Below are 24205 nucleotides of genomic sequence, written 5' to 3'. Positions count from 1 at the left end.
ACTTGGGCTCATGTCCCGTCCCGCACTGACCAGCGGGGCCGCATGGACCGCGGCCCGGAACAGCCGCGCCCATGCCCGACTCCGCCGCACGGAAGATTCCTTGAACCACTGACGTTCCGGTTCGGCTTTCCGTGCGCCATCCACGCCAGTTACGGGAGCACCCATGACCGACACCCCCACCACGATGTGGACCGTTCTCGCCAACTCGGAGGAGCAATACGGGCTTCACCCTGCCGACCTGGCGATTCCGGAGGGCTGGCAGGCCGTCGGATTCACCGGCAGCGAGGAGGAATGCATCCGCCACGTGGATGCCGTCTGGACCGACATGCGGCCGCTGAGCCTTCGGGCCGCGCTGGGCTCCCCGGCCTCCTGAGCTCCCTGCCGACGAGCGGCTCCCCGGAGGATTGCCCTCATGCAAACGATGAAACTCCCCAACGGCCTTACCGTGAATCATGTGGATGCCGGTGAAACGGCACTGTTGTACCGGGACATATTCACCGAGCGCTGCTACATGCAGCACGGAATATCGCTCTCCCCCGGTGACACGGTGTTCGATGTCGGCGCGAACATCGGCATGTCCGCGCTCTTCTTCCACTCGGAATGTCGCGGGCTCACCTTTCACGCCTTCGAGCCGGCGCCGATTCCCCACGCGGCGCTCACGGCGAATTTCGCCGTACACGACATCAAGGGAACGGCAACTGCCTGTGCGCTGTCCGATTACTCGGGCACCGGCACCATGTCCTACTACCCGGACTCCTCCACGATGTCGGGCTTCCACGCCGACCCGGAGGCCGAGTCGGCGCTGATGCACACCTTCCTCGAGCGCAGCGGATTCGACGACGAGGACATCGACGACATGGTGAGCGGCCGCCACTCCTCGCTGTCCATCGAATGTCCGGTGCGGACCCTGTCCGAGGTGATCGCCGAGCGCGGTGTCGACTCGATCGACCTCCTCAAGGTCGATGTCGAGAAGAGCGAGCTGGAGGTCCTGCGCGGGGTCGCGGACGCGGACTGGCCGAAGATCAAGCAGGTCGTCGCCGAGGTACATGACATCGACGGCGCGCTCGACGCGTTCACCTCGCTGCTGCGCGGCCACGGATTCACCGTCGCGCTGGAACAGGACGCGCTGCTGAGCGGGACCGAGATCTACGAGGCGTTCGCCGTCAGGAAGGAAGGCTGAGCCGTGTCCGTCACCACCGACGTCGCGGACCCCGGTCTGTACGAATCGGGTGATCCGGTCGCCACCTGGGCACATCTGCGCGCGACGACGCCCGTGTTCTGGAACGAGCACCCGCCCGGCCCCGGTTTCTGGTCGGTCATGTCCTACCGGCCGGCGCTGGAGGTCTACCGCAACACGAGCGCCTTCACCTCCGAACTGGGGATGCGGGTCGATTCCGATCCCGCGGCCGTGAAGGCCGCCGCGGGCAAGATGCTGATCGTCACCGATCCGCCGGTGCACCCGCGCCTGCGCCAGCTGATGAACTCGGCCTTCGTCCCCCGCGTCGTGGCGACGCTGGAGGAGTCCATGCGCCGGGTGATCGAGCCTCTGGTGGATCAGGTGCTGGAGAAGGGGACCGTCGAGTTCGTCAGCGAGGTCGCCGCCGTACTGCCGGCCGCGATCATCTGCGACATCATGAACGTCCCGCAGGCGGAGCGCTCGACGATGATCGAACTCACCAGCCAGGCGTTCGGCGCGTCCGTGGGCACGTCCGGCGGCTGCCCGATGGACCAGCTCCAGAAGACCGAGGCGCACTCGGAGATCTTCCTGTACTACACCGACCTCGTGGCGGAGCGTCGGCGCAACCCCGGCGACGACGTGGTCAGCGCGCTGATCCAGGGCGACATGGGCGGGCGCCCGCTCACCGACGAGGAAGTCCTGCTCAACTGCGACGGCCTGGTCACCGGAGCGAACGAGACCACCCGGCACGCCTCCGCCGCCGGCCTGGTGGCCCTCATCGAGAACCCCGGCGAATGGCACCGCCTGAAGACGGGCGAGGTGGACATCGAGTCGGCGGTCGACGAAGTACTGCGTTACACCAGCCCGGCCCTGCACGTTATGCGTGTGGCGACCCAGGACGTGGAGGTCGGCGGGCAGCAGGTGCGCGCCGGTGAGGCCGTCGCGCTCTGGAACTCCTCGGCCAACCGGGACGAGAGCGTGTTCCCGGACCCCGACCGGTTCGACCTGGGGCGTACGCCGAACCGGCATCTCACCTTCGGCCTGGGGCCGCACTTCTGCCTGGGCGCACCCCTCGCGCGGGTGGAGCTCAAGGTCCTCCTCCAGGTTCTCGCCGACCGTGTGGGTCACATGGAGATCACCGGCCCTGTGAAGCGCATGCGGTCCAATTTCATGTGGGGCATCGACCGCCTGCCGGTCGCCCTGTCGAGGGAGACGCAGTGACCGACCACACCATCGGCCCCGTCCGGGAGCACGCCGCGGCCGTCTGGGCGGAGGTCCTGAACGGCCACGCGCCCACCGACGCCGACAATTTCTTCCGGACGGGCGGCACCAGCCTGAAGGCCCTGCGGCTGTGCGCGCGACTCGGCCCGCTCCTCGGGCACCAGGTCTCCGTCAAGGTCCTGCTCAAGAACAGCACCTTCGGCGCCTTTGTGAACGCTCTGGAGAAGGGCGCCACATGAAGAAGCTGGCTGTCGTCCACGACAAAGGCGCTGTACACCCCATGGAGGTGTACAGCGGTCTGTCCGGCACCGCCTCGCTCGTCTTCGCTGTGGCGTCCACGCCCGCCGCACAACGGCTCCTGCCCGTGATGGAGCGGCTCGGCGACGTCGTCGCACTTACCGGCGAGCACACTGCCGACGTCAGGGCGCTCGCCGCCCACCGCCCCGACGGCATCGTGACCTTCAGCGAGTCGATGCTGCCCACCACGGGCGCGCTCGCCGGTTCCCTGGGCCTGCCTTACCACGATGCCGCCACCGTCACGCGGCTCACCGACAAGCACGCACAACGCGCCGCCCTGCGGCAGGCGGGCATCGACACCACGGCACAGCGTCTGCTGCGCGGTGCGGAGGACTGGGACTCCGCGGTGGCGGCCGTCGGCCTGCCGGCGGTACTCAAGCCCGCTTGGGGCGGCGGCAGCCGGGACACCCACCGCGTGGACGACGCCGAGGCCGGGCGCCGGACCCTGCGGACCCTGCTGGCGCGGGGCCCGTCCACCGCCGGTTTCGTCCTGGAGGAGCTGCTGTCCGGCAGCCCGGACTCGCCCTTCGGGGACTATGTGTCGGTCGAGAGCCTGGTCCTCGGCGGCGAACCCGAGCACATGGCGGTCACCGGCAAGTTCCCGCTCGCCCCGCCCTTCCGCGAAACGGGTCAGTTCTGGCCCGCCGCACTGGACGACGGGGCGCGGAGCGAGGTCCTGGCGCTGACGACGGGCGCGATCCAGGCCATGGGCGTCACCTCGGGCATCACCCACACCGAAATCAAACTCACCCCGCAGGGGCCGCGGATCATCGAGGTCAACGGCCGCCTCGGCGGACACATCAACGAACTGGCCCTGCGGGCCTGCGGCGTGGACATGGTCCGGCTCGCCGGGCTGACCGCGCTCGGCGAGCCGGTGGTCCCCGTCCGCACAGCCCCGGACCGGGTGTTCTGGCAGTACAACAACCCCGCCCCCACCCGCCCTTGCCGACTCGTCGAGGTCACCGGGTGGCGCGCGGCGTGCGCCGTCCCCGGAGTGAGCCGGTACACCCCGTACATACGCGCCGCGGACCTCGTGGACAGCGGTGTCATGACCCAGGCGCTGGATCTGGTCAGCGGTGACGCCGCCGACCACGCGGAGATGCGGCAGCAACTGGCGCGCGTCATGGACCTGGTGTCCTTCACCTTCGACTTCGAAGGCGAGACCCGGACGGTTCCGGCGTCCGCGCTGGCCGCCCACTGACAGGAGCCCGTTCCCATGACCGACCCGACATCCCTCGCCGGGGCCCCGTCGCTGAATGTGGACCTCACCGATCCGCGCGTCCACGCCGAGCAGGACCTCCGCCCCCTGTTCGCGGAGCTGCGGGCCGGCCGGCCGGTGGTCTGGCACCCGCCGCGCTCCGCCGGCGCGCCCGGCTTCTGGGTGGTCACGCGCCACGCCGACATGACGGCCGTGTGCCGCGACGCGGACCGCTTCGTCTCCACGGGCGGCAACGTGTTGTCCACGCTGCTCGGCGGCGGTGACTCCGCCAGCGGCCGGATGCTGGCGGTGAGCGACGGGCACCGGCACAACCGACTGCGGCGGCTGCTGTGGCAGGCCTTCACGCCCGCCGCGCTGGCCTCCCTGCGGGAACGGATCTTCGCGGCCACCGGATCTCTGATCGCCGCCGCGCTGGAGAAGGGCGAGTCCGACTTCGCCCAGGACGTCGCGGCGCGCATCCCGCTCACCGCGATCTGCGACCTGCTGGGCGTCCCGGAAGCCGATCGCGCGTTCATCCTGCGGCACACCAGCTCGGCCCTCAGCTCGGACTCGGCCCAGGAGGCGGATGCCGGTACCCGGCTGTCCCAGGGCGAGTTGCTGCTGTACTTCGCACGGCTGGCGCGGGCCCGGCGCGCCGACGCCCAGGACGACCTGATCACCCTGCTGGCGAACGGGACCGTCGACGGCGGCCGGCTGACCGACGACGAAGTGGTGTTCAACTGCTACAGCCTGATCCTGGGCGGCGACGAGACGACCCGCCTCGCCATGATCAGCGGGGTGCGCGCGCTGCTGGAACATCCGGACCAGTGGCGCGCCCTCAAGGACGGCTCGGTTTCCCTTGAGTCCGCGACCGAGGAGATCCTGCGCTGGACCTCCCCGGCGATCCATGTGGGACGTACCGCCACCCAGGACACGGTCCTGCACGGGGAGCAGATCCGGGAGGGTGACGCGGTCGTCGCGTGGACGCTGTCGGCCAACTTCGACGAGGCCGAGTTCGACCGGCCCCTCCGCTTCGACCTGGCACGCACCCCCAACCGCCATCTCACCTTCGCCTACGGCCCGCACTTCTGCATCGGCGCCCACCTGGCACGCATCGAGATCTCCGCCCTGCTCGCAGCGCTGCGCGACCTCGTCGGCAGCATCGAAGCGGCCGGGCCCGCCCTGCCCATCTACTCGACGTTCCTCCGGGGCTTCAGCAGCCTCCCGGTCCGCCTCCACCCCTGACGCCCCGACGGACGGAAAAGCCATGCCCCACGACAACCAGCCCCACGGCGACACGGCCGAGCCGATACACGTCCGCTTCGACCGGGTGGCAGCGCAGGATCCCGGCCATACCGCGCTGACGAGCGGCGAGCGGACCGTCAGCTACGGCGAACTGCGGGAGCTGACGGACGCGCTGGCCCGCCGACTGCGCCGGGCAGGCGTGGAGATCGAGACTCCGGTCGGGGTACTCGCCCACCGCTCCGTCGCGTTCGTCGTGGCCGCGCTGGCCGTGCTCAAGGCCGGCGGAACATACGTACCGCTCTCGCCCGAGTACCCCGCCGACCGGCTGCGGCACCTCGTCGAGGACGCCGACGCGCGAATGATCCTGACGACGCCCGAGCACGCCGAGCAGGCAGCGGAGTACGGCCGCCCGGTACTCGGCATCGAGGGCCCCGAGGAGGACACGGCCACCGGCGGCGTCGACACCGGGACCTTCCCGCTGCCCGACGTGCCCGTCGACTCCCTCGCGTACCTCATCTACACCTCGGGCTCGACGGGGGTGCCCAAGGGCGTGGGCGTGACGCACCGCAATCTGACCGGGCTGGTCACGCACCAGAAGTACGTCCACTTCGGCCCGGAGGAGACCTTCCTCCAGTTGGCACCGACCTCTTTCGACGCCTCCGCCTGGGAGATCTGGGGAGCGCTGCTGTCCGGGGCCCGGCTGGTGATCGCGGCGCCCTCGTACCAGGCCATCGAAGAACTGCCCGCGGTGCTGCGCGAACAGCAGGTGACCACGCTGCTGCTCACCCCGCCGCTCTTCCACGAACTGGTGCGCACCCGTATCAGCAGCTTCGCCTCGGTCCGTCAGCTCATCGTGGGCGGTGAGGCCATGGCCGTCCCCGTCGCGCGCGCCTATGCGGCCGACGCGGGCCGGCGAGGCGCCGTATTCGCCAATGTCTACGGCCCCACCGAGACGACGACGCTGGTCAGCCGGTACGAGATCAGCCACGTGGCCGAGGACGCGGCGTCGGTCCCGATCGGCCGACCGATCGAGAACGCCACGGTCCGGTTGCTGGACTCCCGGCTGCGGCCGGTGCGGGTCGGCGAGATCGGGGAGATCCACATCGGTGGAGCCTGTGTGACCCGCGGCTACCACGGCCTTCCCGGGCTCACCGCACGGCGCTTCGTCCCCGACCCCCACTCCCCCGTCCCCGGTGCGCGCATGTACGCGACCGGCGACCTGGGCCTGTTGCGCCCGGACGGGGAGATCGAGTTCATCGGGCGGGCCGACGAGCAGGTGAAGATCCGCGGCCACCGGGTGGAGCCCGGCGAGGTGGAGTCGGTGCTCATGGGACACCCCGGGGTGCACGCGGCCGCAGTCGTCGCCACCCCGTCCGAGAGCGACACCCGGCAGCTCGTGGCCCACGTGGTCACCGTGCCCGGAGCGGACGCCCCGGAGGTGCTGGCCGAAGTACGCGAACTGGCCGCGGCCGCGCTGCCGGCGTACATGGTGCCGTCCGCCTACCGCACCACGGACGCGCTCCCGACGACTCCCGGCGGCAAACTGGACCGGGCCGCGCTGCGGGACGTACGCGGCGACACACCGCCCGCGAGCCGCCCGGAAGCCGCGCCGGAGACGGCGATGTCCGAGGCGCAGCGGGCCCTGGCGGAGATCTGGCGCACCGTGCTCGACCTGCCGGAAGTGGGCCTCGACGAGGACTTCTTCGCGCTGGGCGGCGACTCCATCCTCGCGATCCGGGTCATCGGCGCCGCGGAGGAACGTGGCATCGAGATCTCGCTCACCACGCTGTTCAGCACCCCCACCATCCGCGCCATCAGCCCGGACGCCGAGCCGGAGGCCGCCGAGGCCCCCCTTGAGGAAGCCGCCCCCGCCGCGGCGGTCCCCGCGCTGCTGAGCCAGGAGGACCGGGCCGCGCTCCCCGACGGCGTGGAGGCGGCCTACCCGGCCACGACCATGCAGCTCGGCCTGATCTTCGAGAGCGTCCTCGACGAGGACGGCGCCCTCTACCACGACGTCATCTCCCGGCGGGTCGAGGGAGCCTTCGACGAGGGGTTGTTCCGCCGGGCTCTCGGCCTCGTCTCGGCCGCGCATCCGGTGCTCCGCACGCGCTTCTCCCTCGGTGATTTCAGCGTCCCGCTCCAGCTGGTCGAGCAGGACCTGGCGATTCCGCTCACGGTCGTGCGCCGGGATGCCGCGAGCGCGGGGCCCGAGGCGCCGGAGGAAGACATCGCCGACGCGGCGCGCCCCTTCGACCTGGCGCAGGGGCCGCTGATCCGCCTCCGCGTCAGCACGTTCGGCGACACCGCCTTCCAGATCACGTACGGCTTCCATCACGCGATCATGGACGGCTGGAGCGAGTCCGTCTTCGCCGCCGAACTCCTCAGCGCTTACGTGGAGTTGCTCGACACGGGCACCACCATGGTCGCCGCCGAGCCGGCCGCCGGCTACGCCTCCTTCATCGGCCTGGAACAGGCGTCCCTCGACTCCGCCGTGTCGCGCGCCTTCTGGGCCGAACGTCTCCGTTCGCTGCCCAGGAACGCCCGCCCGCAGGAGGCGCCGCGCTCCGCCGAGCGCATCAGACTGACCGAGACACTGCCGCCGTCCGTCGGCCAAGGGCTCGTGAGCGCACGGGAACTGACGCGACTGCCGCTCAAGAATCTCGCACTGGCTGCCCATCTCGCCGCCCTCGGTGCGCTCCGGAACACGACCGTCCCGGTGACCGGTGTGGTGATGAACGGACGCCCCGAGACGCCCGACGGAGACCGGCTGATCGGGCTCTTCCTGAACCTGCTGCCCCTGGGGATCGATCTCGGGGGAAGCTGGGCCGATCTGGCACGCAAGACCTTCGACCAGGAGCGCGCGCTCCTGCCGCACCGCCGGTTCCCCTATGCCGAACTGCACGAGATGGCCGGCGGGGCGCCTTTCGACGTCTCGTTCAACTATGTGCAGTTCCACGAGCGGTCGCGGCTGTCCGCACTCGGCGGCATCACGGTCGGTGAGGCCGACATCCGGGACCGGTCGAGCCACCCGCTGCGGGTGGAGGTCATCCAGGAACCGGACAACGACCTGTTGGTCCTCGATGTGGCCGCCGACCCGGGATTCTGGTCGCCCGCGCAGGTCCGCGAGGCGGTGGCCGCCCATGTCGACGCCCTCACACGGCTGGCCGAGGACCCGGCCGCACCGGCCACGGCGGCCGGCCGTCCGTGATCACCGGCCCCCGGCGGCCGGGCCCCTGAGGTCCCGGCCGCCCCGGAAGGAGCACCCGCGCATGTTCACGTTCCCCTCCTTCGACGGCGTCGAACTCGCCTACCACTCCGCAGGGGAAGGCCCCCCGGTCGTCTGCCTGGCAGGTGGCCCGGGACGCGCTTCGGCCTACCTCTCGGACCTCACCGACTGCCTGCCGGGCCGGACCGTCGTACGCCTCGACAACCGCGGCACCGGGGACTCCGCGGCACCCGATGACGCTGCCACCTACCGCGCCGCCGCGGCGGTCCAAGACGTCGAAGCCCTGCTGAAGCATCTCGGCCACGAGCGCCCCGCGCTGCTCGCGCACTCCTCGGCTGCCAACACCGCGATGCTGTACGCCCTGCGGCACCCCGATCGCCTCTCGCACCTGATCCTGGTGGCGCCGAGCAGCCGGCTGGTGGGCATCGACGTGGCGGACTTCCACCAGGCACTGCTGCTGCGTAGGCACGAGGAGTGGTACCCGCGTGCCCGTGCGGCGATCGACCGCTGGGTCGGCTCCGCCACCATGGCGGAAACCCTCCCGTACCGGGTGCCGGCGGCCCCCTTCTACTACGGCCGTTGGGACGACCGGGCACGCTCCCACGCCGCCGCCGAGCCGGAGCAGATCGGCCTCGCCGCCGCCGAGGGGTTCTACGCGGGATTCGACTTCGACGCCGCGGCCGTACGGACGGCGCTGGGACGGCTCTCCGTCCCCGTACTGGTGATCACCGGCGAACTGGATCCCTTCCCCACCCCGCGCACCGGCGAACAACTCGCGGCGGTGTTCGCCCACGGCACGTCCTTCGTCCAGCCGTCGGGCGGCCACTTCCCCTGGCTCGACGACCCCACCACCCTCGCAGCCGTAATCAATGCCCATCTCCGCGGAACAGCCGCCCGCCGGACCGGAACACCACGGCACTGACTTACGGCATCGAGGCCCCGCGCCGCCGCGCAGAAAGATGGCGCCGCGGCCCCGCGCGGCTCAGGCGGGTACGGCGTCCTCGTCCACGGGATCGCGCAGCCGTGGGATGAACAGGGAGAGCGCCAACGTCGCGAGAGTGACGAGGGCGCCGAGCCAGAACACCCCGGTGTACCCGGCGTCCTGGTAGAGCGCGGTGCCCTTCGCCACGGTGCTGTGGGCGTTCAGGACGGCGTAGGCGCCGGCGGTGAGAACGGCGCCGAACAGGCTGACCAGCATGTTGAGCATGCCGCTGCCGAGCCCCTGCTCCTCGCGCGAGACGACGCCGACGACGAGTACCGGTGCCACCGCCATCACCACGCCGGAGCCGATGTTGGCCAGGCAGGACGTCAGGGCGAGTTCGAGCTCGTCGCCGTGGAAGAAACCGACGAGCGCGTAGCCGACCGCCATGAGCACCAGCCCCGCGCTCCACACTCTGCGCGGGTCCAGGCGGCGCAGGCACCGGCCGGCGAGGAGGCCGGTGCAGAGCATCACCAGATTCCAGCTCACACTGACCACGGCGTTGTGCTGTGCCGTCCAGCCGAGACCCGCCGAGACACCGGGAATACGGGGGTACAGGGCCAGCACGATGGCGAGACCGGGCATCGTGAACGCGACGGTCTGGGCGAGTCCCGCGGCGGTGAGCGCCACAGCCACCGGGCGACGGCGCAGCACCCGCAGATCCAGGATGGGATGGGCACTGGACCGCTCGACACGGAGGAAGACGGCCAGCGCCACGAGACCGGCGGCGAGCCAGCCGAGCGTTCTGCCGTCGGCCCAGCCCCAGCTCTGCCCCTGGCCGACGCCGTAGACCAGGGCGGTCAGCCCGCCACCGAGGAACAGGCCGCCGAGCCAGTCGAAGCCGGAGTCGAAGGCGTGCCGCGGCGTCTCCGGAATCACCCAGGCGACCAGCGCGAACGCGAGGGCCGTGGAGCCGGCGAGGAACCACAGCCCGCCGCGGAAGCCCCAGGCGTCGATGAGCCAGCCCGCCAGGAAAGGTGCGCCCAGACCCACGAGCCCGACGCTGCTGCCCATGACGGCGCTCGCCGACTTCACCAGCCGGTGCGGGAAGATGTCCCGCACCGCGGCGAACGACAGCGCGCCGAACGGCCCGTAGAAACCGGCGATCGCCCGGCCCGCGAGGACGAGCCAGAAGCTGCCGGCCATGGCGGCGATGGCCTCGCCCAGCGCCCCCAGAGCGGTCATGGCGAGCATGACACGCCTCTTGCCGTACAGGTCGCCCAGCTTGATGACGAACGGCGTGAGCAGCGTGGACACCAGCGTGAGCGTCAGACCGAACCACGCCACCTGAGTGGTGTGGAAGGTCTGCGCCACGCTCGAGGTGGCGTTGGCGCCGATGATTCCGCCGGCGGCCAGCAGCTGCGTGGGCCAGGCGAGCGCGATCAGCACCAGGACGAGACGGAAGGACCATCGTCCGCTCGCGTCGGCCGGAGACGCACTGTCGGGTGAGGGGCTCGGCGACGTCAGTGTCATGCCAGCCCTCCTTTCACGGAGGTGCGGGAAGGTGAAGGCGCAACGGGAGGCGCGGAGGAACCAGTCCGCCGTCGCACAGCCCTGCGGGGGTGACAGCGCGGCAATCCATCGCGGCGTGGGGTCGATGATGACCCGAACACTTAGTGGCCGCTAGGTGTTCGTTACGTGACCCACGTCACACGTCACTTCGCCGCACGACCGGCTCGCGGCGCCGCCCCGGTAACGTGCCCTCATGGCAACACCCAGGGGGCCGCGCGGCGGCTACACGACAGGCCGCGCCCGGCGCACCCAGATCCTCGAGGCGGCGTTGGTGCGCTTCGGGCAGGACGGCTACCGCAAGACCTCGCTCGCCCGCATCGCCCGGGACGCCGAGATCACCGACGCCGGGCTGCTCCACCACTTCCGCGACAAGCAGCAACTCCTGCTGGCCGTGGTCGAGTACTGGCACGAGCGCATGGACAAGCAGTGGGAGCGCGTCTCGGACTCGGTACGGGACGCCTTCCGCTGCCACCTGGAGGACACCGCCGAGACGCTCACCATGCCGGGCATGGTGGAACTCGCCGTCGTGATCGCCGCCGAGGCGACCGCGCCCGACCACCCGGCCCACGACTTCTTCGCCCAGTGGCAGGAGAAGGGCGTCCGCGAGCTCACCGACCGGCTGCGCGACGGCAGTAACAGCGGCGAACTCAAGCCCGGCATCGACCACCAGGGCATCGCCCGCGAGTGCGCGGCCCTGGACGCCGGGCTGCGTCAGCAGTGGCTGGCCGGCGGCCGCTCCTTCGATCTCATCGCCGTGATGCGCGCCCACCTCGACCGCTTGATGCGGTCCGTTTCGGCCGACGGGCAGGGGTTGTAGCGGGTCGACCACCTGCACGGCAGGCGCACGGCGCCGATGTGGTGTTGTCATGTACTCGTCACCCCACGGGGTCGTGGTGCGCGTCACACAACTCAACACCTAGTATTCACTAGGTGTTGGCTGCATGATCGGGCCTGCCCGTCCCGCTCCAAGGAGATCCACATGCCCCGCCACTGGACTGCCCGTGCCATCGCCCCCTCCCCGGACGGGCGGCCGTCCACCGCGGCGCCCCGGCCGGGCGCGCTGCTGCGCGGCACGTTCACCGCGCGGGGAGCGGTCGCGACGGCCGAGCTCTGCGTCACCGCGCTGGGCGTGTACGAGCTGGAGCTGAACGGGACCGTCGTGGGCGATCACGTCCTCGCGCCCGGCTGGACGAGCTACCGCCATCGCCACCGCTATCAGGTCTTCGACGTCACAGGGCTGGTCCGCGAGGGCGCCAACGCCTGGGGAGCACACCTGGCCGACGGCTGGTACCGAGGCCTGCTCGGCTTCAACGGCGGCACCCGCGACATCTACGGCAGGCACACCGCACTCTTCGCCGAACTGCGCGTCGAGTACGCCGACGGCACCATCGACACCGTCGCCACCGGCAGCGACTGGCGCTGGAGCCCGGGACCCGTCGTCGCGGCCGGCCTGTACGAGGGCGAGGAGTACGACGCCCGCCTCGCGCAGGACGGCTGGAGCGAGCCCGCCTTCGACGACTCGGCCTGGCGTCCGGTGCGTGTCCTGGACTCCGGCAGCGTCGACAACTCCGACGGCTTCGACACCTCCGTGCTCTTCCCGGCCGACAGTCCGCCGGTGCGCCGCACCGAGTTCCTGCGTCCGGTCGCCGTCACCACCTCGCCGGCCGGCCGTACGATCGTCGACTTCGGCCAGAACCTGGTCGGCCGCCTGCGGCTGCGCGTCCGGGGCGAGGCGGGCCGTACCGTCACGCTGCGCCACGCGGAGGTCCTGGAGAACGGCGAGTTGTGCACCCGGCCGTTGCGGCACGCCACCGCCACCGACCGTTACACGCTGCGCGGCGCCGACGGGGGCGAGGAGTGGGAGCCCCGCTTCACTTTCCACGGCTTCCGCTACGCGGAGATCGAGGGCTGGCCGGGCGCTCTGGACCCGGCCGACGTCACCGCCGTGGTCCTCCACAGCGACCTGCGCCGCACCGGATGGTTCTCCTGCTCGGACCCGGCCCTGGAGCGGCTGCACGAGAACATCGTGTGGGGCATGCGCGGCAACTTCCTCGACGTGCCCACGGACTGTCCGCAGCGCGACGAGCGCCTCGGCTGGACCGGCGACGTCCAGGTCTTCGCCCCCACCGCGGCCTTCCTGTACGACGTGCGCGCCTTCCTGCGCTCGTGGCTCCGGGACCTGGCCGCCGACCAGGGCGACGACGAACGGCGGATCCCGCCGGTGTTCAGCCCCGACATCCCCGTGCACATCCCCGTACCGACACCCCCGGGCAACCCGCCCATGGCCGGCTGGTGCGACGCGGCCGTGATCGTCCCCTGGGTGCTGTACGAACGCTACGGCGACGCTGATGTGCTGCGCGCCCAGTACCCCTCCATGCGTGCCTGGGTCGACGCCCTCGACGGCCTCACCGGCCCCGACCGCATCCGGGACGAGGGCTTCCAGTTCGGCGACTGGCTGGATCCGACCGCGCCGGCGGACGATCCCGGACGCGCCATGACCTCGCCCTCCCTGGTCGCCACCGCGTACTTCGCGCACTCAGCACGGCTGCTCGCCCGCACCGCCGAGGTCCTCGGCGAGAAGGACGACGCCGGGCGGTATCACGCCCTGGCCGATTCCGTACGGGACGCCTTCCGGCACCGCTTCCACACCGGCGGCGGACGGCTGACGGAGGAGACCCAGACCGCCTACGCCCTCGCCCTGTGCTTCCGGCTCCTGGAGGACGGCGCCGAGCGCGCTGCGGCCGGGCGCCGGCTGGCCGCCCTGGTGGCCGACCGGGGCCACCGCATCGGTACCGGATTCCTCGGCACGCCTCTGGTGTGCGACGCGCTGACCGACACCGGCCACGTCGACACCGCGTACCGGCTGCTGACGCAGCGGTCCTACCCGTCCTGGCTGTACCAGGTCGACATGGGCGCCACCACCGTCTGGGAGCGCTGGGACAGCCTGCTGCCCGACGGCAGTGTCAACCCCGGCGAGATGACCTCGTTCAACCACTACGCGCTCGGCGCCGTCGCGGACTGGATCCACCGCACCGTGGCAGGGCTCGCCCCCGCCGAGCCGGGCTACCGCCGCCTGCTGGTGCGCCCCCGTCCGGGCGGCGGTCTCACCTGGGCGAACGCCGCGCACGAGACCCCGTACGGACGTGCCGAGATCGGCTGGCGTATCGCGGAAGACACGCTGCGCGTCGACCTGCTCGTACCGCCGCACGTCACCGCGCTGGTCGACCTGCCGGGCCGGGAGCCCGTCGAGGTCGGCCCCGGCCGGCACTCCTTCCACACTCCGTAGGAGCACACATGACACACCGCATCAGCCTGCCCGACGGCTTTCTGTGGGGCGTTGCCACCGCAGGGCACCAGAACGAGGGCGACAACGTCGCCAGTGATACCTGGTTCCTGGAGCACACGACCCCCTCGCTCTTCCGCGAGCCGAGCGGACCGGCGTGCCGGGGCTACGAGCGGTGGGAGACGGACCTCGATCTCGTCGCGGGACTCGGGCTCAACGCCTTCCGGTTCTCCGTCGAATGGGCACGCATCGAGCCCGAGCCCGGCGTCGTCTCCACCGAAGCCCTCGACCACTACGAGCACATGGTCGACGGCTGCCTCGCGCGCGGCCTCGCCCCCCTCGTGACGTTCAACCACTTCACCGCCCCGCACTGGTTCGCAACAGTCGGTTCCTGGACGTCTCCTGACGCACCGTCACGGTTCGCCGAACAGTGCGACCGCGTGATGGCACGCTTCGGCGACCGGATCGCCTACGCCGTCACCCTCAACGAACCCAACCTCGAGCAGTTGTTGCAGACCGGCGGCAAACTGCCGGCCGAGGCGGAGCTCCTCAAGACACAGATGCTCGCGGCGGCGGCACGCGCCGCGGGCAGCGCCGACTACGCCGCCTCGAACGTCATCCCGGCCGCACGGCAGGAGGAGTTCCAGGAGGCGCTCACCCACGCCCACCGGGCCGCCCGCGAAGCGATCAAGGCCCGCCGCGGCGACCTGCCCGTCGGAGTGTCCCTCGCGATCGCCGACGAGGTCGCCGTTCCCGGCGGCGAAGAACGCCGCGACGCGAAGCGTGCCGCCGTGTACGACCACTGGCTGCGCGAGGCGCGCGACGACGACTTCATCGGCGTACAGAACTACGAGCGCATCGTGCACGGGCCCGACGGCGAAGTGGCCGTCGACGGCGAACTCAACGGCATGGGGACCGCCATCGCGCCCGGCTCCCTCGCCGGCGCGGCACGCTACGCCCATGAGGTGTCGGGGGTGCCGGTACTCGTGACCGAGCACGGCATCCAGACCTCGGACGACACCCAACGCGCCGCTTTCATCCCCGCGGCCATCGACGGGCTCGCGGCCGAGATCAGCGCGGGCACGCCCGTCCTCGGCTACTGCCACTGGACCCTCATGGACAACTTTGAGTGGATCTTCGGTTACGGTGCTCAGCTCGGCCTCCACGAGGTCGACCGCGAGACCTTCCACCGCCGCCCGAAGCCGAGCGCGACGGCCTATGCCGACGTGGTGCGCGCCTACCGCGGCATGCTCACCGACACGGCGAGCTGATCGCTCGTACAATCGTGGCATGGCATTCATGAGCACCCCGCACTGCTGCTTCCTGTGATCCGGAGGCGTTGAGGGCGATGCCGGCCGGCGTCGCCCTCCTTGGTGTGCCTGCTGCGTGAACCACCTTTCCGGCGCTGCCCGTACCGATGCGGCCGGACGTCGGCCCCGCCCCTTCCCGGGTCGGCGACTTCCCGAGCGCACAAGCAGGCACGGTCCCTCCCCTTCACCGTTGCCAGGAGTGCCTTGTGCCCGTGTCGCTTCCCCCCGCCCTCGAACCGCTCCTCGACCTGCTCCGCTGCCCGACATGCCGCGCCCGTCTCCACCCCGGCCCCGGCGCACTGCGCTGCCCGGCGGGTCACACCTTCAACATCGCCCGCCAGGGCTACGTCAGCCTCCTGACGGGCACCCGCGCCACCAGCAGCGACAACGCGGCCATGACCCGGGCCCGGGACCGGTTCCTCGCCACGGGCAAGTACGGGCCCATCTGCCGGGCCGTGGCCCGTCTGGCGGCCGACGCCGTGCCCGAGCAGGGCAGGGTCATGGACGTCGGATGCGGCACGGGCTACTACCTGGCCGACATACTCGACCAACTACCCGGCACCCGCGGCCTGGGCCTGGACACCTCGGTGCACGCACTGCGCTCGGCGGCCCGGGCCCATGCCCGGGCCGCCGCGGCGACCTGGGACGTCTTTCGTCCCTTCCCACTGGCCGACGGAGCGGCCGACGTCGTGCTGGACGTGTTCGCCCCGCGCAACCCAGCTGAGTTTCACCGGGTGTTGCGTCCGACCGGACGGTTGGTCGTGGTGCGTCCTACCGGGCGGCACCTGGCCGAGCTGCGTGACCAACTGCCCGCCGTGATCACGATCGACCCGGCCAAGGAACAGCGCCTGCACCAGGCCCTGACCCCCTTCTTCGCGGCCACCGGCACCGAGCAGATCGAGTACGCCACGTCCCTGACCAGGTGTCAGGCCATCGACTTGGTGGGCATGACGCCAAGCGCACGCCACCTCAACCGTACGGACCTGCACGATGACAACCTCCTGCCCGACCGGGTCACCGTCTCCGTACTGGCCACGGCCTACCGGCCTCGGTGGCCACGAACGGGCGCACGCGCCGAGCGGTGACACGTATCCCGGTAGGGGGCCATTCCCGGAGTGTCGTCAGCGCTGCTCAACAGCCAGCGCCGGCCGCCACGTGTACGGGATGGTCGAGGACCTGGTTGTACAGATATCCCAACTGGTTCCACGGGACAAGGTCCGGCTGAGTGCGGCCCCGGTCGTCGGTGGCGCGTACGGCGAGGGTGTGGTTGCCGGGATCGGGGTTCCAGGCGAACTGCCAGCGTGTCCAGGCGCCTGCCTCCTGGGGGCCGGTGAGCTGGGCCGCGCGCCAAGGGCCTCGGTCGATGCGGTACTCGACTGTCGCGATCCGGTGTTCTCCGGCGAACGCTCGCCCTCGGATGATCTGCGGCCGCGGCTTCAGGCGGGCGGGCCAGTCCAGTTCCACCAGGCTGGTCACCGGCAGTTCGTTGATCGGCGTGCCCAACGCGGCGCCGTTCCCCGGGTGTTCGGGGCCAATGAGCACGTAGTCCTCCGTGTCCCAGGGCACCTGGAGTGGCTGTCGCGACACCTCGATCCTGCCGACCCACTTGATGCTGGCCGCACCGAGCCAGCCGGACACCACGACCCGGGCCGGGTAACCGTGATCGGGCGGCAGCGTCTCACCGTTCATGGCGAGGGCGAGCAGGGTGTCGTCGGCCATCGCCTTGGCCAGGGGCATCGGCCGATGGGCGCGGGCCTCGTCCAGCGCTTCGGGCATGACGTCGTGTGCGTCCGGGCTGAGGCCCGCCGGTTCGAGCAGGTCGCGCAGTCGCACGCCGGTCCACTCGGCCGTGCTGACGGCGCCGCGACCCCACGGCGTGCCGGGGATGTGCTGACCGTACTGCCGACCGAACAGCACCCGGCGGTTGCCCGCACACTCGATCGTGCGGGTGAGGGAGACCAGTGGAAACGCGCGCCACAGGTCGTCGTAGGTGTAAGTGACGGGCGACCGTACAGCGTCGCCCTCGATCCGAAGCGACCACTCAGCGGCGTCGATCCGAGGAGTGGGGGCGTGACTGCGGACGAAGAAGCGGTCGTTCGGAGTGAGGTGGCCCGGCATGCGGTCCGCCCTGGTGCCGAAGTCAAGACCGGTACCGGTGTCCTCCATGTCCTCGGCCGAGGTCGGTTTGACGATCCCACGTGCTGCGCTGTTTGCACTGCTCCCTGTCGTCATAATTCCACCGTGGCCCCGTGTTTCCCGGTTCGGTAGGCTCTCCGTCCCTATGAGGCCATAACTACGGCCTATGGCTTGTGGCTTGCGTGCTGGTCAGCGCCAGCGGCCTGCCCCTCGGCCCGGTCGGGTGTCGGAACACCCCGCCTTACAGCCCTACGACTGGGGCGTCCCGTCCCAACGCCATGTGGCGAGACGAGGGCGCCCAGGCAGGTCGGCGCGCCCCGTGGCGAGCACCTGCAACAGCCCGGCGGGCCCTGTCGCTCGGTCCGCGTGCACGGTGTTCACCGGGCCACCCACTGGGCCACCGGGCCGTCGACTTTCGCACAGGAACGGAACCCAATCCCACAACGGCGGTACCCCGGGCGCGAGTTGGGTGGCGTAGGTGAACAGGTCGTCGCTGAGGTGCTCGACGGTCTCCCAACAGTCCCACTCCGGTCCTTGGCATCCCGCCGCTGTTGTACGACGCGTTGAAGGTGAACTCGTCGCAGTCCGGGGTGTCCGTGCTGCTGTTCATCGCGTCCGAGTCGTACAAGCTGATGAATCAATCAGCGACGCCGGGGACGGCCCGACGCCCACGCTTTGCGGCGCCTCGCCGTGGGGCGCTCGCGACATCCGCGGCCGCTCACGAGGACCGCCAACCCTTCCGACTGCTACTGCTTCCGGGACCCCTGGACGAACTCTTCCTTGGAGATCTGACCGTCCGAGTTGCGGTCCACCTGACTGAAGGCCTTGCGGATGTTGGACTCGGAGACCCCCTCCCGCTTCCCCGCCACGAGCAGTTCCGGCTCGCTGACGGTGCCGCTCCCGTCCGTGTCGATCTGCTGGAAGGTCGGAGGGGCGCTCGCGGGGCCGGTGGCGAAGGCGGAACCGCCGGCTCCGAGAACGCCGGCCGCCGTGAGAGCCATCGCGATGACAGCGGTACGAGTCTGCATTGGTGTCTCCCCTCGGCCCTCCGCCGGACGGCGGGAAGGCCGGATGCGTAACGGTCACTTCCACGTACAGGCACCCACCGTAGTGGATCAACAGCGCAACGTCACGAACGGTGTGGAGTCGCTACGCGAAGCACGAGGTGTCGCCCGCTCCGCGGCGCACGATCTCCGCCTCACCGCCAGAGGCTCGACGCTTGGCAGATACTGGCGCAGCCCCCAACACGCTTTCCACATATTCATCCGGGGTTCGCGGCGTCCGCGCGCACTTTTCCCACGCGCACTGCTGAGCCTGCTTGGCGGGGCGTCGGAAATGAGACTGCCCAGGAGAACCTGAGTGCGCCCGTACCGCCGTGTTCGCCTGCGCACGCCGTCCCGCATTGTGCGCGCGGTTGCGGCCCAAGTGCCACCGATCCACTGGTTCGTGTGGGTTTGACAAGCCGGACGTGTGGGCGCTGCGGGGCGGGAGCAGAATGCCGGCGGTCCGTTCCGTTCGGGTTCTGTGGGCTGTCACGTTGGTTGCCCTGACCGCTGCCCGCTGCCCGCTGCCCGCTGTCGACGGAGGTGGTTCTGCGCACGAGCGAAAGAGGCACCGGAAAGCCAAATGCCGCCCAGGCCCCGGCTCTTGACCATCTCCAGCCCGCAGCCTGCTTCAAGGAGGCGCCCATGCCGCAGACCGTGAACGACTTCGCCCTGCCACCCCTCTACTGTCCGCTGCCGAAAGCGGTCAGTTCCTTCACGGACCGCGCCGAGCAGCATGTGCTGGAGTGGCTGGACTCCACCGAGCTGGGCCGACGGCCCCACTTGCGTAACCGGGCGCTGGAACTTCGAGGGCACCGCTCGGCGGGCTTCTGCCTCAATGGCGCCGAGGATGAGGAACTCTTCCGCATCATCGCGTGCTTCGGGGTGTGGATCCTGACGAGTGATGATGTCCTCGAGGCCCAGCCGGATGCGGGACGGGCCGCCGAGGTGGCGGGCCGGTACCTTCGAGCCTTCACCGCCCCCGGCTACCGGCTCCCGAACCGTGAACTGGCCGGGGATGAGGAGGTGTTCATCGACGCGGCGTGCGGCCTCGCCGAGCAGCTGCGGGCCCGTTGCCATCCCACCCACTACAACCGGCTCGTGCACGAGCTGCGCCACTACTACCTCGGCGCGCTGCGCATGCTGGCCTCCGGGCAATGCGAGACCCCGCCGAGCGAGGACCAGTACCTGGCGATGCGCATGGAGGACGGGGCCGTCCGCCACATCTGGGTGATGATGGAGATCGGCCGACAGGAGGTCGTGCCGGACGATGAGTTCTGTGCTCCTGCCGTCCAGGCCGCGCTGGACTCCGCCGCCACGAGCGTGATCTTGGACAATGATCTGTACTCCTACCGCAAGGAGCTCGACGAGCCCGGCAAGGTCAACCTGGTCACGGTGATTCGGGACAACCGTGGGGTCTCGCTGGAGGAAGCGGTTGCCGAGGCCGTCACCATCCGGGACCGCACCCTGCTTCTGTTTCTTCGTCTGCACGAGAGGCTGAAGCAGACGGCCGGCCCGGCTCTGAGCGGCGTGCTCGATCAGATCGCCCGGGTCACACGCGGACACCTCGAATGGGCCATGGAAACCCCGCGCTACCGGCTCAGCATCTCACCGGAGGAATTTCCCTGGCCCTCGGCCCCCTCCACCACCGACAGCAGTCCGCTGCCCTACCCCAGCATCTCCTGGTGGTGGAACCACCTCTGACAGCAGCCAAGCCCTCGCTGCTTGGAGCAACCCGGCTTCCGGACGCGCTGCCTACCGAGCGGAGCAACCCACAACGCAGCACGTGGATTGGGAGGTACTTGATGCGAACGGGGACCACGAAGGACGTACGAGGTCGGGTCTGCCTGGTGACCGGTGGGGCCGGCGGGATCGGCTGGGAGATCAGCAAGGCGCTCGCCAACGCGGGCGCTTTGGTCCATATCTGCGACAGCTCCCTCAAGAACCTGCGCACTGCGGCGGCGCAGGCACCGAAGGACGCTTGCGTCTTTCATCAGCTCGATGTCGCCGAACGGCACTCTTTGGAACGCTGGATCACGGACACGTACACCGCTGCCGGACGGGTCGATGTACTGGTCAACAACGCCGCGTTCGTCCGCTGGACCGACGTGACGGAGATGTCGGCCACGGATACCGAACGAACTCTGTATGTCGGCATCCACGCCACCGCGCACGCCATCCGTACCGTCCTGCCGCTGATGCAGGCCGGGGGCAGCGGTCACATCATCAACATGGGCTCCGCGGCCGGCACGCTCCTCGTGCCGGGCCCCTCAGCCGCGTATGCCGCCTCCAAGGCCGCCATCGCCGCCTACACCGACATCCTTCGCGCCGAACTCCACCGCGCCGACTCCCCCGTCCACGTAACCCTGGTACGCCCGGGAGCCGTGGCCGGTACAGACTTCTTCCGCCGCCATGTGCCCTCCAGCCGGATGCCGCGCGCCACGGACTGGCTTCCCGCCACCCGGCCCGAACAGGTGGCCCAGGCCGTCCTCCGCGCCATCGAGCACCATCGCCCAGCTGTCGACATTCCCCCCTACCTACCGCTCCTGTACCGGCTCTACGCCCTGGCCCCCGGACTCTTCCGCCGCTTCGCTGCCGCCTCCGGCCCCAGCAGACGCGACTACGCTCACCACCCCGGCGACCACTCGCCCGCGAAGAAACGCGCATGACCGCTGTGGACACACCCTTCCCGCCCCCGCCGTGGCGGTCGACCGGCACCCTGTGGGCAGCCTTACTCACGACGTGCCGCCCCCTTCCCCTGCCGCCCGCCCTACGCCCTCTCGGCAGCCCACAGCGGCTGGTGATGCTGCTGATTCGCTACCGTCATGGCACCCTTCGCTACGACGAATTCGCCCTCGCCAGTCCAGCCCGCTCCGGTGTCAGGGCGGGGCTGTTCACCCATCACATCTGGGTCGACACTCCCGCCTCCCTGTCCGGTGGGCGACAGATCTGGGGCGTGTCAAAGGAATTGGCGCACTTCGCGTGGAGCCGGCACTCACTCCTGGTCTCCGACGACGACGGCCCCATCGCCGGCCTGCGCTTCGGGCCTCGCGGCCCCCGCCTGCCGACGCTACCCGCCCTCGGACCAGCTTTCGGTCAACGCGACGGTCGACTACTGCACTTCACTTCTCGGCTCACCGGCCGGATCGCCCGCCACCCACTGCACATCACCACATGGGCACCGCGACTCCCCCGCCTCGACGCACCACCCCGCCAGGCCCTGACCGTCGACCCATGCCACATGACCGTGCCCGCGCCTGGTCACCGCCGCCGGTGTCAGTGACACCGCGACCGGCCAGCGCCTGACGGGGGTCGAGGCAGCCCCTCCACGCATCCGCAAGGCCTGGATGGACGCGGGGTCACAGAGGGCTGTGCTGCCTTGGACATGACCCCTGTCGCATGCGGCGTCTGCATGCAGAGGTCCTCCACCCCGCACGACAGTGCCAAAACGCCGGCCTTACCGCGGCGGCCGCACCATGGAAGCCACCCTCCTGCGTGATCCGTGACCTCGGCCGCCTTGGGCCCGATACTGAGGCTGGACGGTTCCAGGAGGAGGTGAAGCAGGGTCTCGATTGCCGCTGTCGAGGCGTCAGGGAAGTCAGCGACGAGTCAGCGTCAGACCCGCCGGGAGCCGCTTCGGAGCGACATGGACCGCCAAGATCGAGAGCTGGGCATACCTACCGCGACCTGCGGAAACACTGCCCAGAGGCCAGGTTGTCAGTCTCACCAGGAGGTACCCGTGAAGATGTTGATGAATGTGCCGGAGAGTGTGGTTGCGGACGCTTTGCGGGGGATGGGGGCGGCGCATCCGGAGCTGGTGGTGGATGTCGAGGGGCGGGTGGTCGTGCGGCGGGACGCGCCGGTGGCGGGGAAGGTCGCGCTGGTGTCCGGCGGCGGGAGCGGGCACGAGCCGCTGCACGGGGGGTTCGTCGGGCCCGGGATGCTGGATGCGGCGTGTCCGGGTGAGGTGTTCACCTCGCCCGTACCGGATCAGATGGTGCGGGCCGCGGCGGCCGTGGACAGCGGCCGGGGCGTGCTGTTCATCGTGAAGAACTACACCGGTGATGTGCTCAATTTCCAGATGGCGGCGGAGCTGGCGGAGGACGAGGGCGTGCAGGTCGCCAGCGTGCTGGTCAACGACGACGTGGCGGTGACGGACTCGACGTTCACGGCGGGGCGGCGCGGGACGGGGGCGACGCTGTTCGTGGAGAAGGTGGCCGGTGCGGCGGCCGAGGAGGGGCAGCCGCTGGAGCGGGTCGAGGCGATCGCCCGTCAGGTGGTGGAGACCTCGCGGAGTTTCGGGGTCGCGTTGAGCGCCTGTACGACGCCGTCGAAGGGCAGCCCGACGTTCGATCTGCCCGCGGGCGAGCTGGAGTTGGGGATCGGGATCCACGGCGAGCCGGGGCGGGAGCGGCGGCCGATGATGACCTCGGGGGAGATCGCCGACGCGGCGGTGGGCGCGATCCTGGACGACTGGCGGCCGGCCGGACCGGTGCTGGCGCTGGTCAACGGGATGGGCGCGACGCCGCTGCTGGAGCTGTACGGGTTCAACGCGGAGGTGCACCGGGTGCTCGGCGAGCGCGGCGTGCCGGTGGCCCGTACGCTCGTCGGCAACTACGTCACGTCGCTGGACATGGCGGGCGCCTCGGTGACGCTGTGTCAGGCGGACGAGGAGGTGCTGCGCCTGTGGGACGCGCCGGTGCAGACGCCCGGGCTACGGTGGGGGCGCCGACCTGCCCGTATCGATGACGCTCGGACGACCGACGACTTCCCGTACTTCGTACCCGTCCCCGTACCCGTACCTGTCCCCGTACTCCCCCCGCACTCGTACTCGTACCCACACCCGTGCTCGTACCCACACCCGTACTCGTATCGCGATCTCAGGAGCAGCACGTGACCGAAACGGCCCTTGACGCCGCGTTCTTCGTCCGCTGGATGCAGGCTACCGCCGCCCTGGTGGACCGGGAGGCCGAGCGCCTCACCGAGCTGGACTCCCCCATCGGCGACGCCGACCACGGCAGCAATCTGCAGCGCGGCTTCACCGCCGTCGCCAAGGCGTTGGAAGCGGAACCGCCGGTGACGCCCGGCGCCGTACTGACCACGGCGGGGCGGCAGTTGATCTCGACCGTGGGCGGCGCCTCGGGGCCGCTGTACGGGACGCTGCTGCGCCGTACGGGCAAGACGCTGGGCGACGCGCCCGGCGTGACCGCCGAGGAGCTGCGGGCGGCGCTGCGCGGCGGGATCGACGCGGTGGCCCAGCTGGGCGGCTCTGCGGTGGGCGACAAGACGATGCTGGACGCGTTGTACCCGGCGGTCGAGGCGCTGGGCACGTCGTTCGCGGCCGCCGCGGAGGCCGCCGAGAAGGGCGCGGTGGACACCACGCCGCTGCAGGCACGCAAGGGCCGGGCCAGCTACCTGGGCGAGCGCAGCATCGGCCACCAGGACCCGGGGGCGACGTCCGCCGCGTTGTTGTTCGCGGCGCTCGCGGAGGTGACGGCGTGAGCGCGGCGGCCGGCGGCGGCGCTGACGCACTGGTCGGCATCGTGCTGGTCTCGCACAGCGGACCGGTGGCCGAGTC

Annotated in this window: 19 protein-coding genes and 1 pseudogene; 17 read left to right on the top strand and 3 right to left on the bottom strand. The window is 70.5% G+C overall.

The window, feature by feature from the left end:
- Positions 1 to 163 precede the first annotated feature (163 nt).
- From ABT381_RS10345 to ABT381_RS10310, 8 genes are all read left to right on the top strand, one after another.
- Positions 164 to 373 carry an MbtH family protein gene (locus ABT381_RS10345; RefSeq protein ID WP_351590686.1) on the top strand — a complete coding sequence of 70 codons (210 nt, stop codon included), beginning with the start codon at positions 164 to 166 and terminating at the stop codon, positions 371 to 373.
- Between the two features lie 81 nt (positions 374 to 454).
- Positions 455 to 1180: an FkbM family methyltransferase gene (locus ABT381_RS10340; RefSeq protein ID WP_351590684.1), complete on the top strand. Its 726-nt coding sequence runs from the start codon at positions 455 to 457 to the stop codon at positions 1178 to 1180.
- A gap of 3 nt (positions 1181 to 1183) precedes the next feature.
- A complete protein-coding gene (locus ABT381_RS10335) occupies positions 1184 to 2398 on the top strand; it encodes a cytochrome P450 (protein ID WP_351590681.1) in 1215 nt (404 codons plus the stop codon).
- Positions 2395 to 2637, top strand: a complete 243-nt coding sequence (locus tag ABT381_RS10330) for a phosphopantetheine-binding protein (protein WP_351590678.1) — start codon at positions 2395 to 2397, stop codon at positions 2635 to 2637. The genes ABT381_RS10335 and ABT381_RS10330 overlap by 4 nt, the downstream gene beginning before the upstream one ends.
- Positions 2634 to 3896 (top strand): ATP-grasp domain-containing protein, encoded by a 1263-nt coding sequence (locus ABT381_RS10325; protein WP_351590675.1) that lies wholly within the window; start codon positions 2634 to 2636, stop codon positions 3894 to 3896. The genes ABT381_RS10330 and ABT381_RS10325 overlap by 4 nt, the downstream gene beginning before the upstream one ends.
- Before the next feature lie 15 nt (positions 3897 to 3911).
- Positions 3912 to 5138 carry a cytochrome P450 gene (locus tag ABT381_RS10320; protein WP_351590672.1) on the top strand — a complete coding sequence of 409 codons (1227 nt, stop codon included), beginning with the start codon at positions 3912 to 3914 and terminating at the stop codon, positions 5136 to 5138.
- A gap of 22 nt (positions 5139 to 5160) precedes the next feature.
- Complete coding sequence (locus ABT381_RS10315) at positions 5161 to 8346, top strand: non-ribosomal peptide synthetase (protein ID WP_351590669.1); 3186 nt, start codon at positions 5161 to 5163, stop codon at positions 8344 to 8346.
- 61 nt (positions 8347 to 8407) lie between these two features.
- Positions 8408 to 9286, top strand: coding sequence for an alpha/beta fold hydrolase (locus ABT381_RS10310; protein ID WP_351590666.1), 879 nt, complete (start codon positions 8408 to 8410; stop codon positions 9284 to 9286).
- Positions 9287 to 9346: 60 nt separating this feature from the next.
- Here the strand turns inward: ABT381_RS10310 and ABT381_RS10305 are convergent, their stop codons facing one another.
- Complete coding sequence (locus tag ABT381_RS10305) at positions 9347 to 10816, bottom strand: MFS transporter (protein ID WP_351590663.1); 1470 nt, start codon at positions 10814 to 10816, stop codon at positions 9347 to 9349.
- Positions 10817 to 11048: 232 nt separating this feature from the next.
- Here ABT381_RS10305 and ABT381_RS10300 point away from each other — a divergent pair, with 232 nt between their 5' ends.
- The 4 genes from ABT381_RS10300 to ABT381_RS10285 all read left to right on the top strand — a co-directional run bounded on the left by ABT381_RS10300 (position 11049) and on the right by ABT381_RS10285 (position 16533).
- The gene (locus ABT381_RS10300) at positions 11049 to 11672 is read left to right on the top strand and encodes a TetR/AcrR family transcriptional regulator (protein WP_351590660.1); all 624 of its coding nucleotides are present in this window, start codon (positions 11049 to 11051) and stop codon (positions 11670 to 11672) included.
- A 162-nt stretch (positions 11673 to 11834) separates the two neighbouring features.
- Positions 11835 to 14141, top strand: coding sequence for a family 78 glycoside hydrolase catalytic domain (locus ABT381_RS10295; protein ID WP_351590658.1), 2307 nt, complete (start codon positions 11835 to 11837; stop codon positions 14139 to 14141).
- An 8-nt stretch (positions 14142 to 14149) separates the two neighbouring features.
- The gene (locus tag ABT381_RS10290) at positions 14150 to 15409 is read left to right on the top strand and encodes a family 1 glycosylhydrolase (RefSeq protein WP_351590656.1); all 1260 of its coding nucleotides are present in this window, start codon (positions 14150 to 14152) and stop codon (positions 15407 to 15409) included.
- A gap of 245 nt (positions 15410 to 15654) precedes the next feature.
- A complete protein-coding gene (locus ABT381_RS10285) occupies positions 15655 to 16533 on the top strand; it encodes a putative RNA methyltransferase (RefSeq protein ID WP_351590653.1) in 879 nt (292 codons plus the stop codon).
- Positions 16534 to 16579: 46 nt separating this feature from the next.
- On the opposite strand, the gene ABT381_RS10280 is transcribed toward ABT381_RS10285, so the two are convergent.
- Positions 16580 to 17614, bottom strand: coding sequence for a sulfite oxidase (locus ABT381_RS10280; protein ID WP_351590650.1), 1035 nt, complete (start codon positions 17612 to 17614; stop codon positions 16580 to 16582).
- A 716-nt stretch (positions 17615 to 18330) separates the two neighbouring features.
- A complete protein-coding gene (locus ABT381_RS10270) occupies positions 18331 to 18612 on the bottom strand; it encodes an EF-hand domain-containing protein (protein WP_351590647.1) in 282 nt (93 codons plus the stop codon).
- 660 nt (positions 18613 to 19272) lie between these two features.
- Between ABT381_RS10270 and ABT381_RS10265 the strand changes: the two genes are divergently transcribed.
- From ABT381_RS10265 to dhaL, 5 genes and pseudogenes are all read left to right on the top strand, one after another.
- Positions 19273 to 20331: a terpene synthase family protein gene (locus tag ABT381_RS10265; protein WP_351590644.1), complete on the top strand. Its 1059-nt coding sequence runs from the start codon at positions 19273 to 19275 to the stop codon at positions 20329 to 20331.
- Between the two features lie 101 nt (positions 20332 to 20432).
- Positions 20433 to 21296, top strand: a complete 864-nt coding sequence (locus ABT381_RS10260) for an SDR family NAD(P)-dependent oxidoreductase (RefSeq protein ID WP_351590641.1) — start codon at positions 20433 to 20435, stop codon at positions 21294 to 21296.
- Positions 21293 to 21910 carry an acetoacetate decarboxylase family protein gene (locus ABT381_RS10255; RefSeq protein WP_351590638.1) on the top strand — a complete coding sequence of 206 codons (618 nt, stop codon included), beginning with the start codon at positions 21293 to 21295 and terminating at the stop codon, positions 21908 to 21910. Before ABT381_RS10260 ends, ABT381_RS10255 begins: the two co-directional genes overlap by 4 nt.
- A gap of 456 nt (positions 21911 to 22366) precedes the next feature.
- Positions 22367 to 23353, top strand: a pseudogene (gene dhaK, locus ABT381_RS10250) (dihydroxyacetone kinase subunit DhaK); the annotation flags it as partial.
- A gap of 209 nt (positions 23354 to 23562) precedes the next feature.
- Entirely contained in the window at positions 23563 to 24129 is a 567-nt protein-coding gene (dhaL, locus tag ABT381_RS10245) for a dihydroxyacetone kinase subunit DhaL (RefSeq protein ID WP_351590797.1), read from the top strand.
- Positions 24130 to 24205 lie beyond the last annotated feature (76 nt).

It is taken from the genome of Streptomyces sp. NPDC000151, from assembly GCF_040301705.1.
In the GTDB taxonomy this organism is placed as follows: Bacteria; Actinomycetota; Actinomycetes; order Streptomycetales; family Streptomycetaceae; genus Streptomyces.
This window is presented reverse-complemented; position numbering and strand designations above follow the sequence as displayed.

Coding starts and splice junctions, on each gene's coding strand:
- ABT381_RS10305 (WP_351590663.1), bottom strand. CDS start 10,816: ATGACACTGACGTCGCCGAGCCCCTCACCCGACAGTGCGTCTCCGGCC.
- ABT381_RS10345 (WP_351590686.1), top strand. CDS start 164: ATGACCGACACCCCCACCACGATGTGGACCGTTCTCGCCAACTCGGAG.
- ABT381_RS10255 (WP_351590638.1), top strand. CDS start 21,293: ATGACCGCTGTGGACACACCCTTCCCGCCCCCGCCGTGGCGGTCGACC.
- ABT381_RS10265 (WP_351590644.1), top strand. CDS start 19,273: ATGCCGCAGACCGTGAACGACTTCGCCCTGCCACCCCTCTACTGTCCG.
- dhaL (WP_351590797.1), top strand. CDS start 23,563: ATGCAGGCTACCGCCGCCCTGGTGGACCGGGAGGCCGAGCGCCTCACC.
- ABT381_RS10280 (WP_351590650.1), bottom strand. CDS start 17,614: ATGGAGGACACCGGTACCGGTCTTGACTTCGGCACCAGGGCGGACCGC.
- ABT381_RS10315 (WP_351590669.1), top strand. CDS start 5,161: ATGCCCCACGACAACCAGCCCCACGGCGACACGGCCGAGCCGATACAC.
- ABT381_RS10260 (WP_351590641.1), top strand. CDS start 20,433: ATGCGAACGGGGACCACGAAGGACGTACGAGGTCGGGTCTGCCTGGTG.
- ABT381_RS10300 (WP_351590660.1), top strand. CDS start 11,049: ATGGCAACACCCAGGGGGCCGCGCGGCGGCTACACGACAGGCCGCGCC.
- ABT381_RS10310 (WP_351590666.1), top strand. CDS start 8,408: ATGTTCACGTTCCCCTCCTTCGACGGCGTCGAACTCGCCTACCACTCC.
- ABT381_RS10320 (WP_351590672.1), top strand. CDS start 3,912: ATGACCGACCCGACATCCCTCGCCGGGGCCCCGTCGCTGAATGTGGAC.
- ABT381_RS10325 (WP_351590675.1), top strand. CDS start 2,634: ATGAAGAAGCTGGCTGTCGTCCACGACAAAGGCGCTGTACACCCCATG.
- ABT381_RS10270 (WP_351590647.1), bottom strand. CDS start 18,612: ATGCAGACTCGTACCGCTGTCATCGCGATGGCTCTCACGGCGGCCGGC.
- ABT381_RS10290 (WP_351590656.1), top strand. CDS start 14,150: ATGACACACCGCATCAGCCTGCCCGACGGCTTTCTGTGGGGCGTTGCC.
- ABT381_RS10295 (WP_351590658.1), top strand. CDS start 11,835: ATGCCCCGCCACTGGACTGCCCGTGCCATCGCCCCCTCCCCGGACGGG.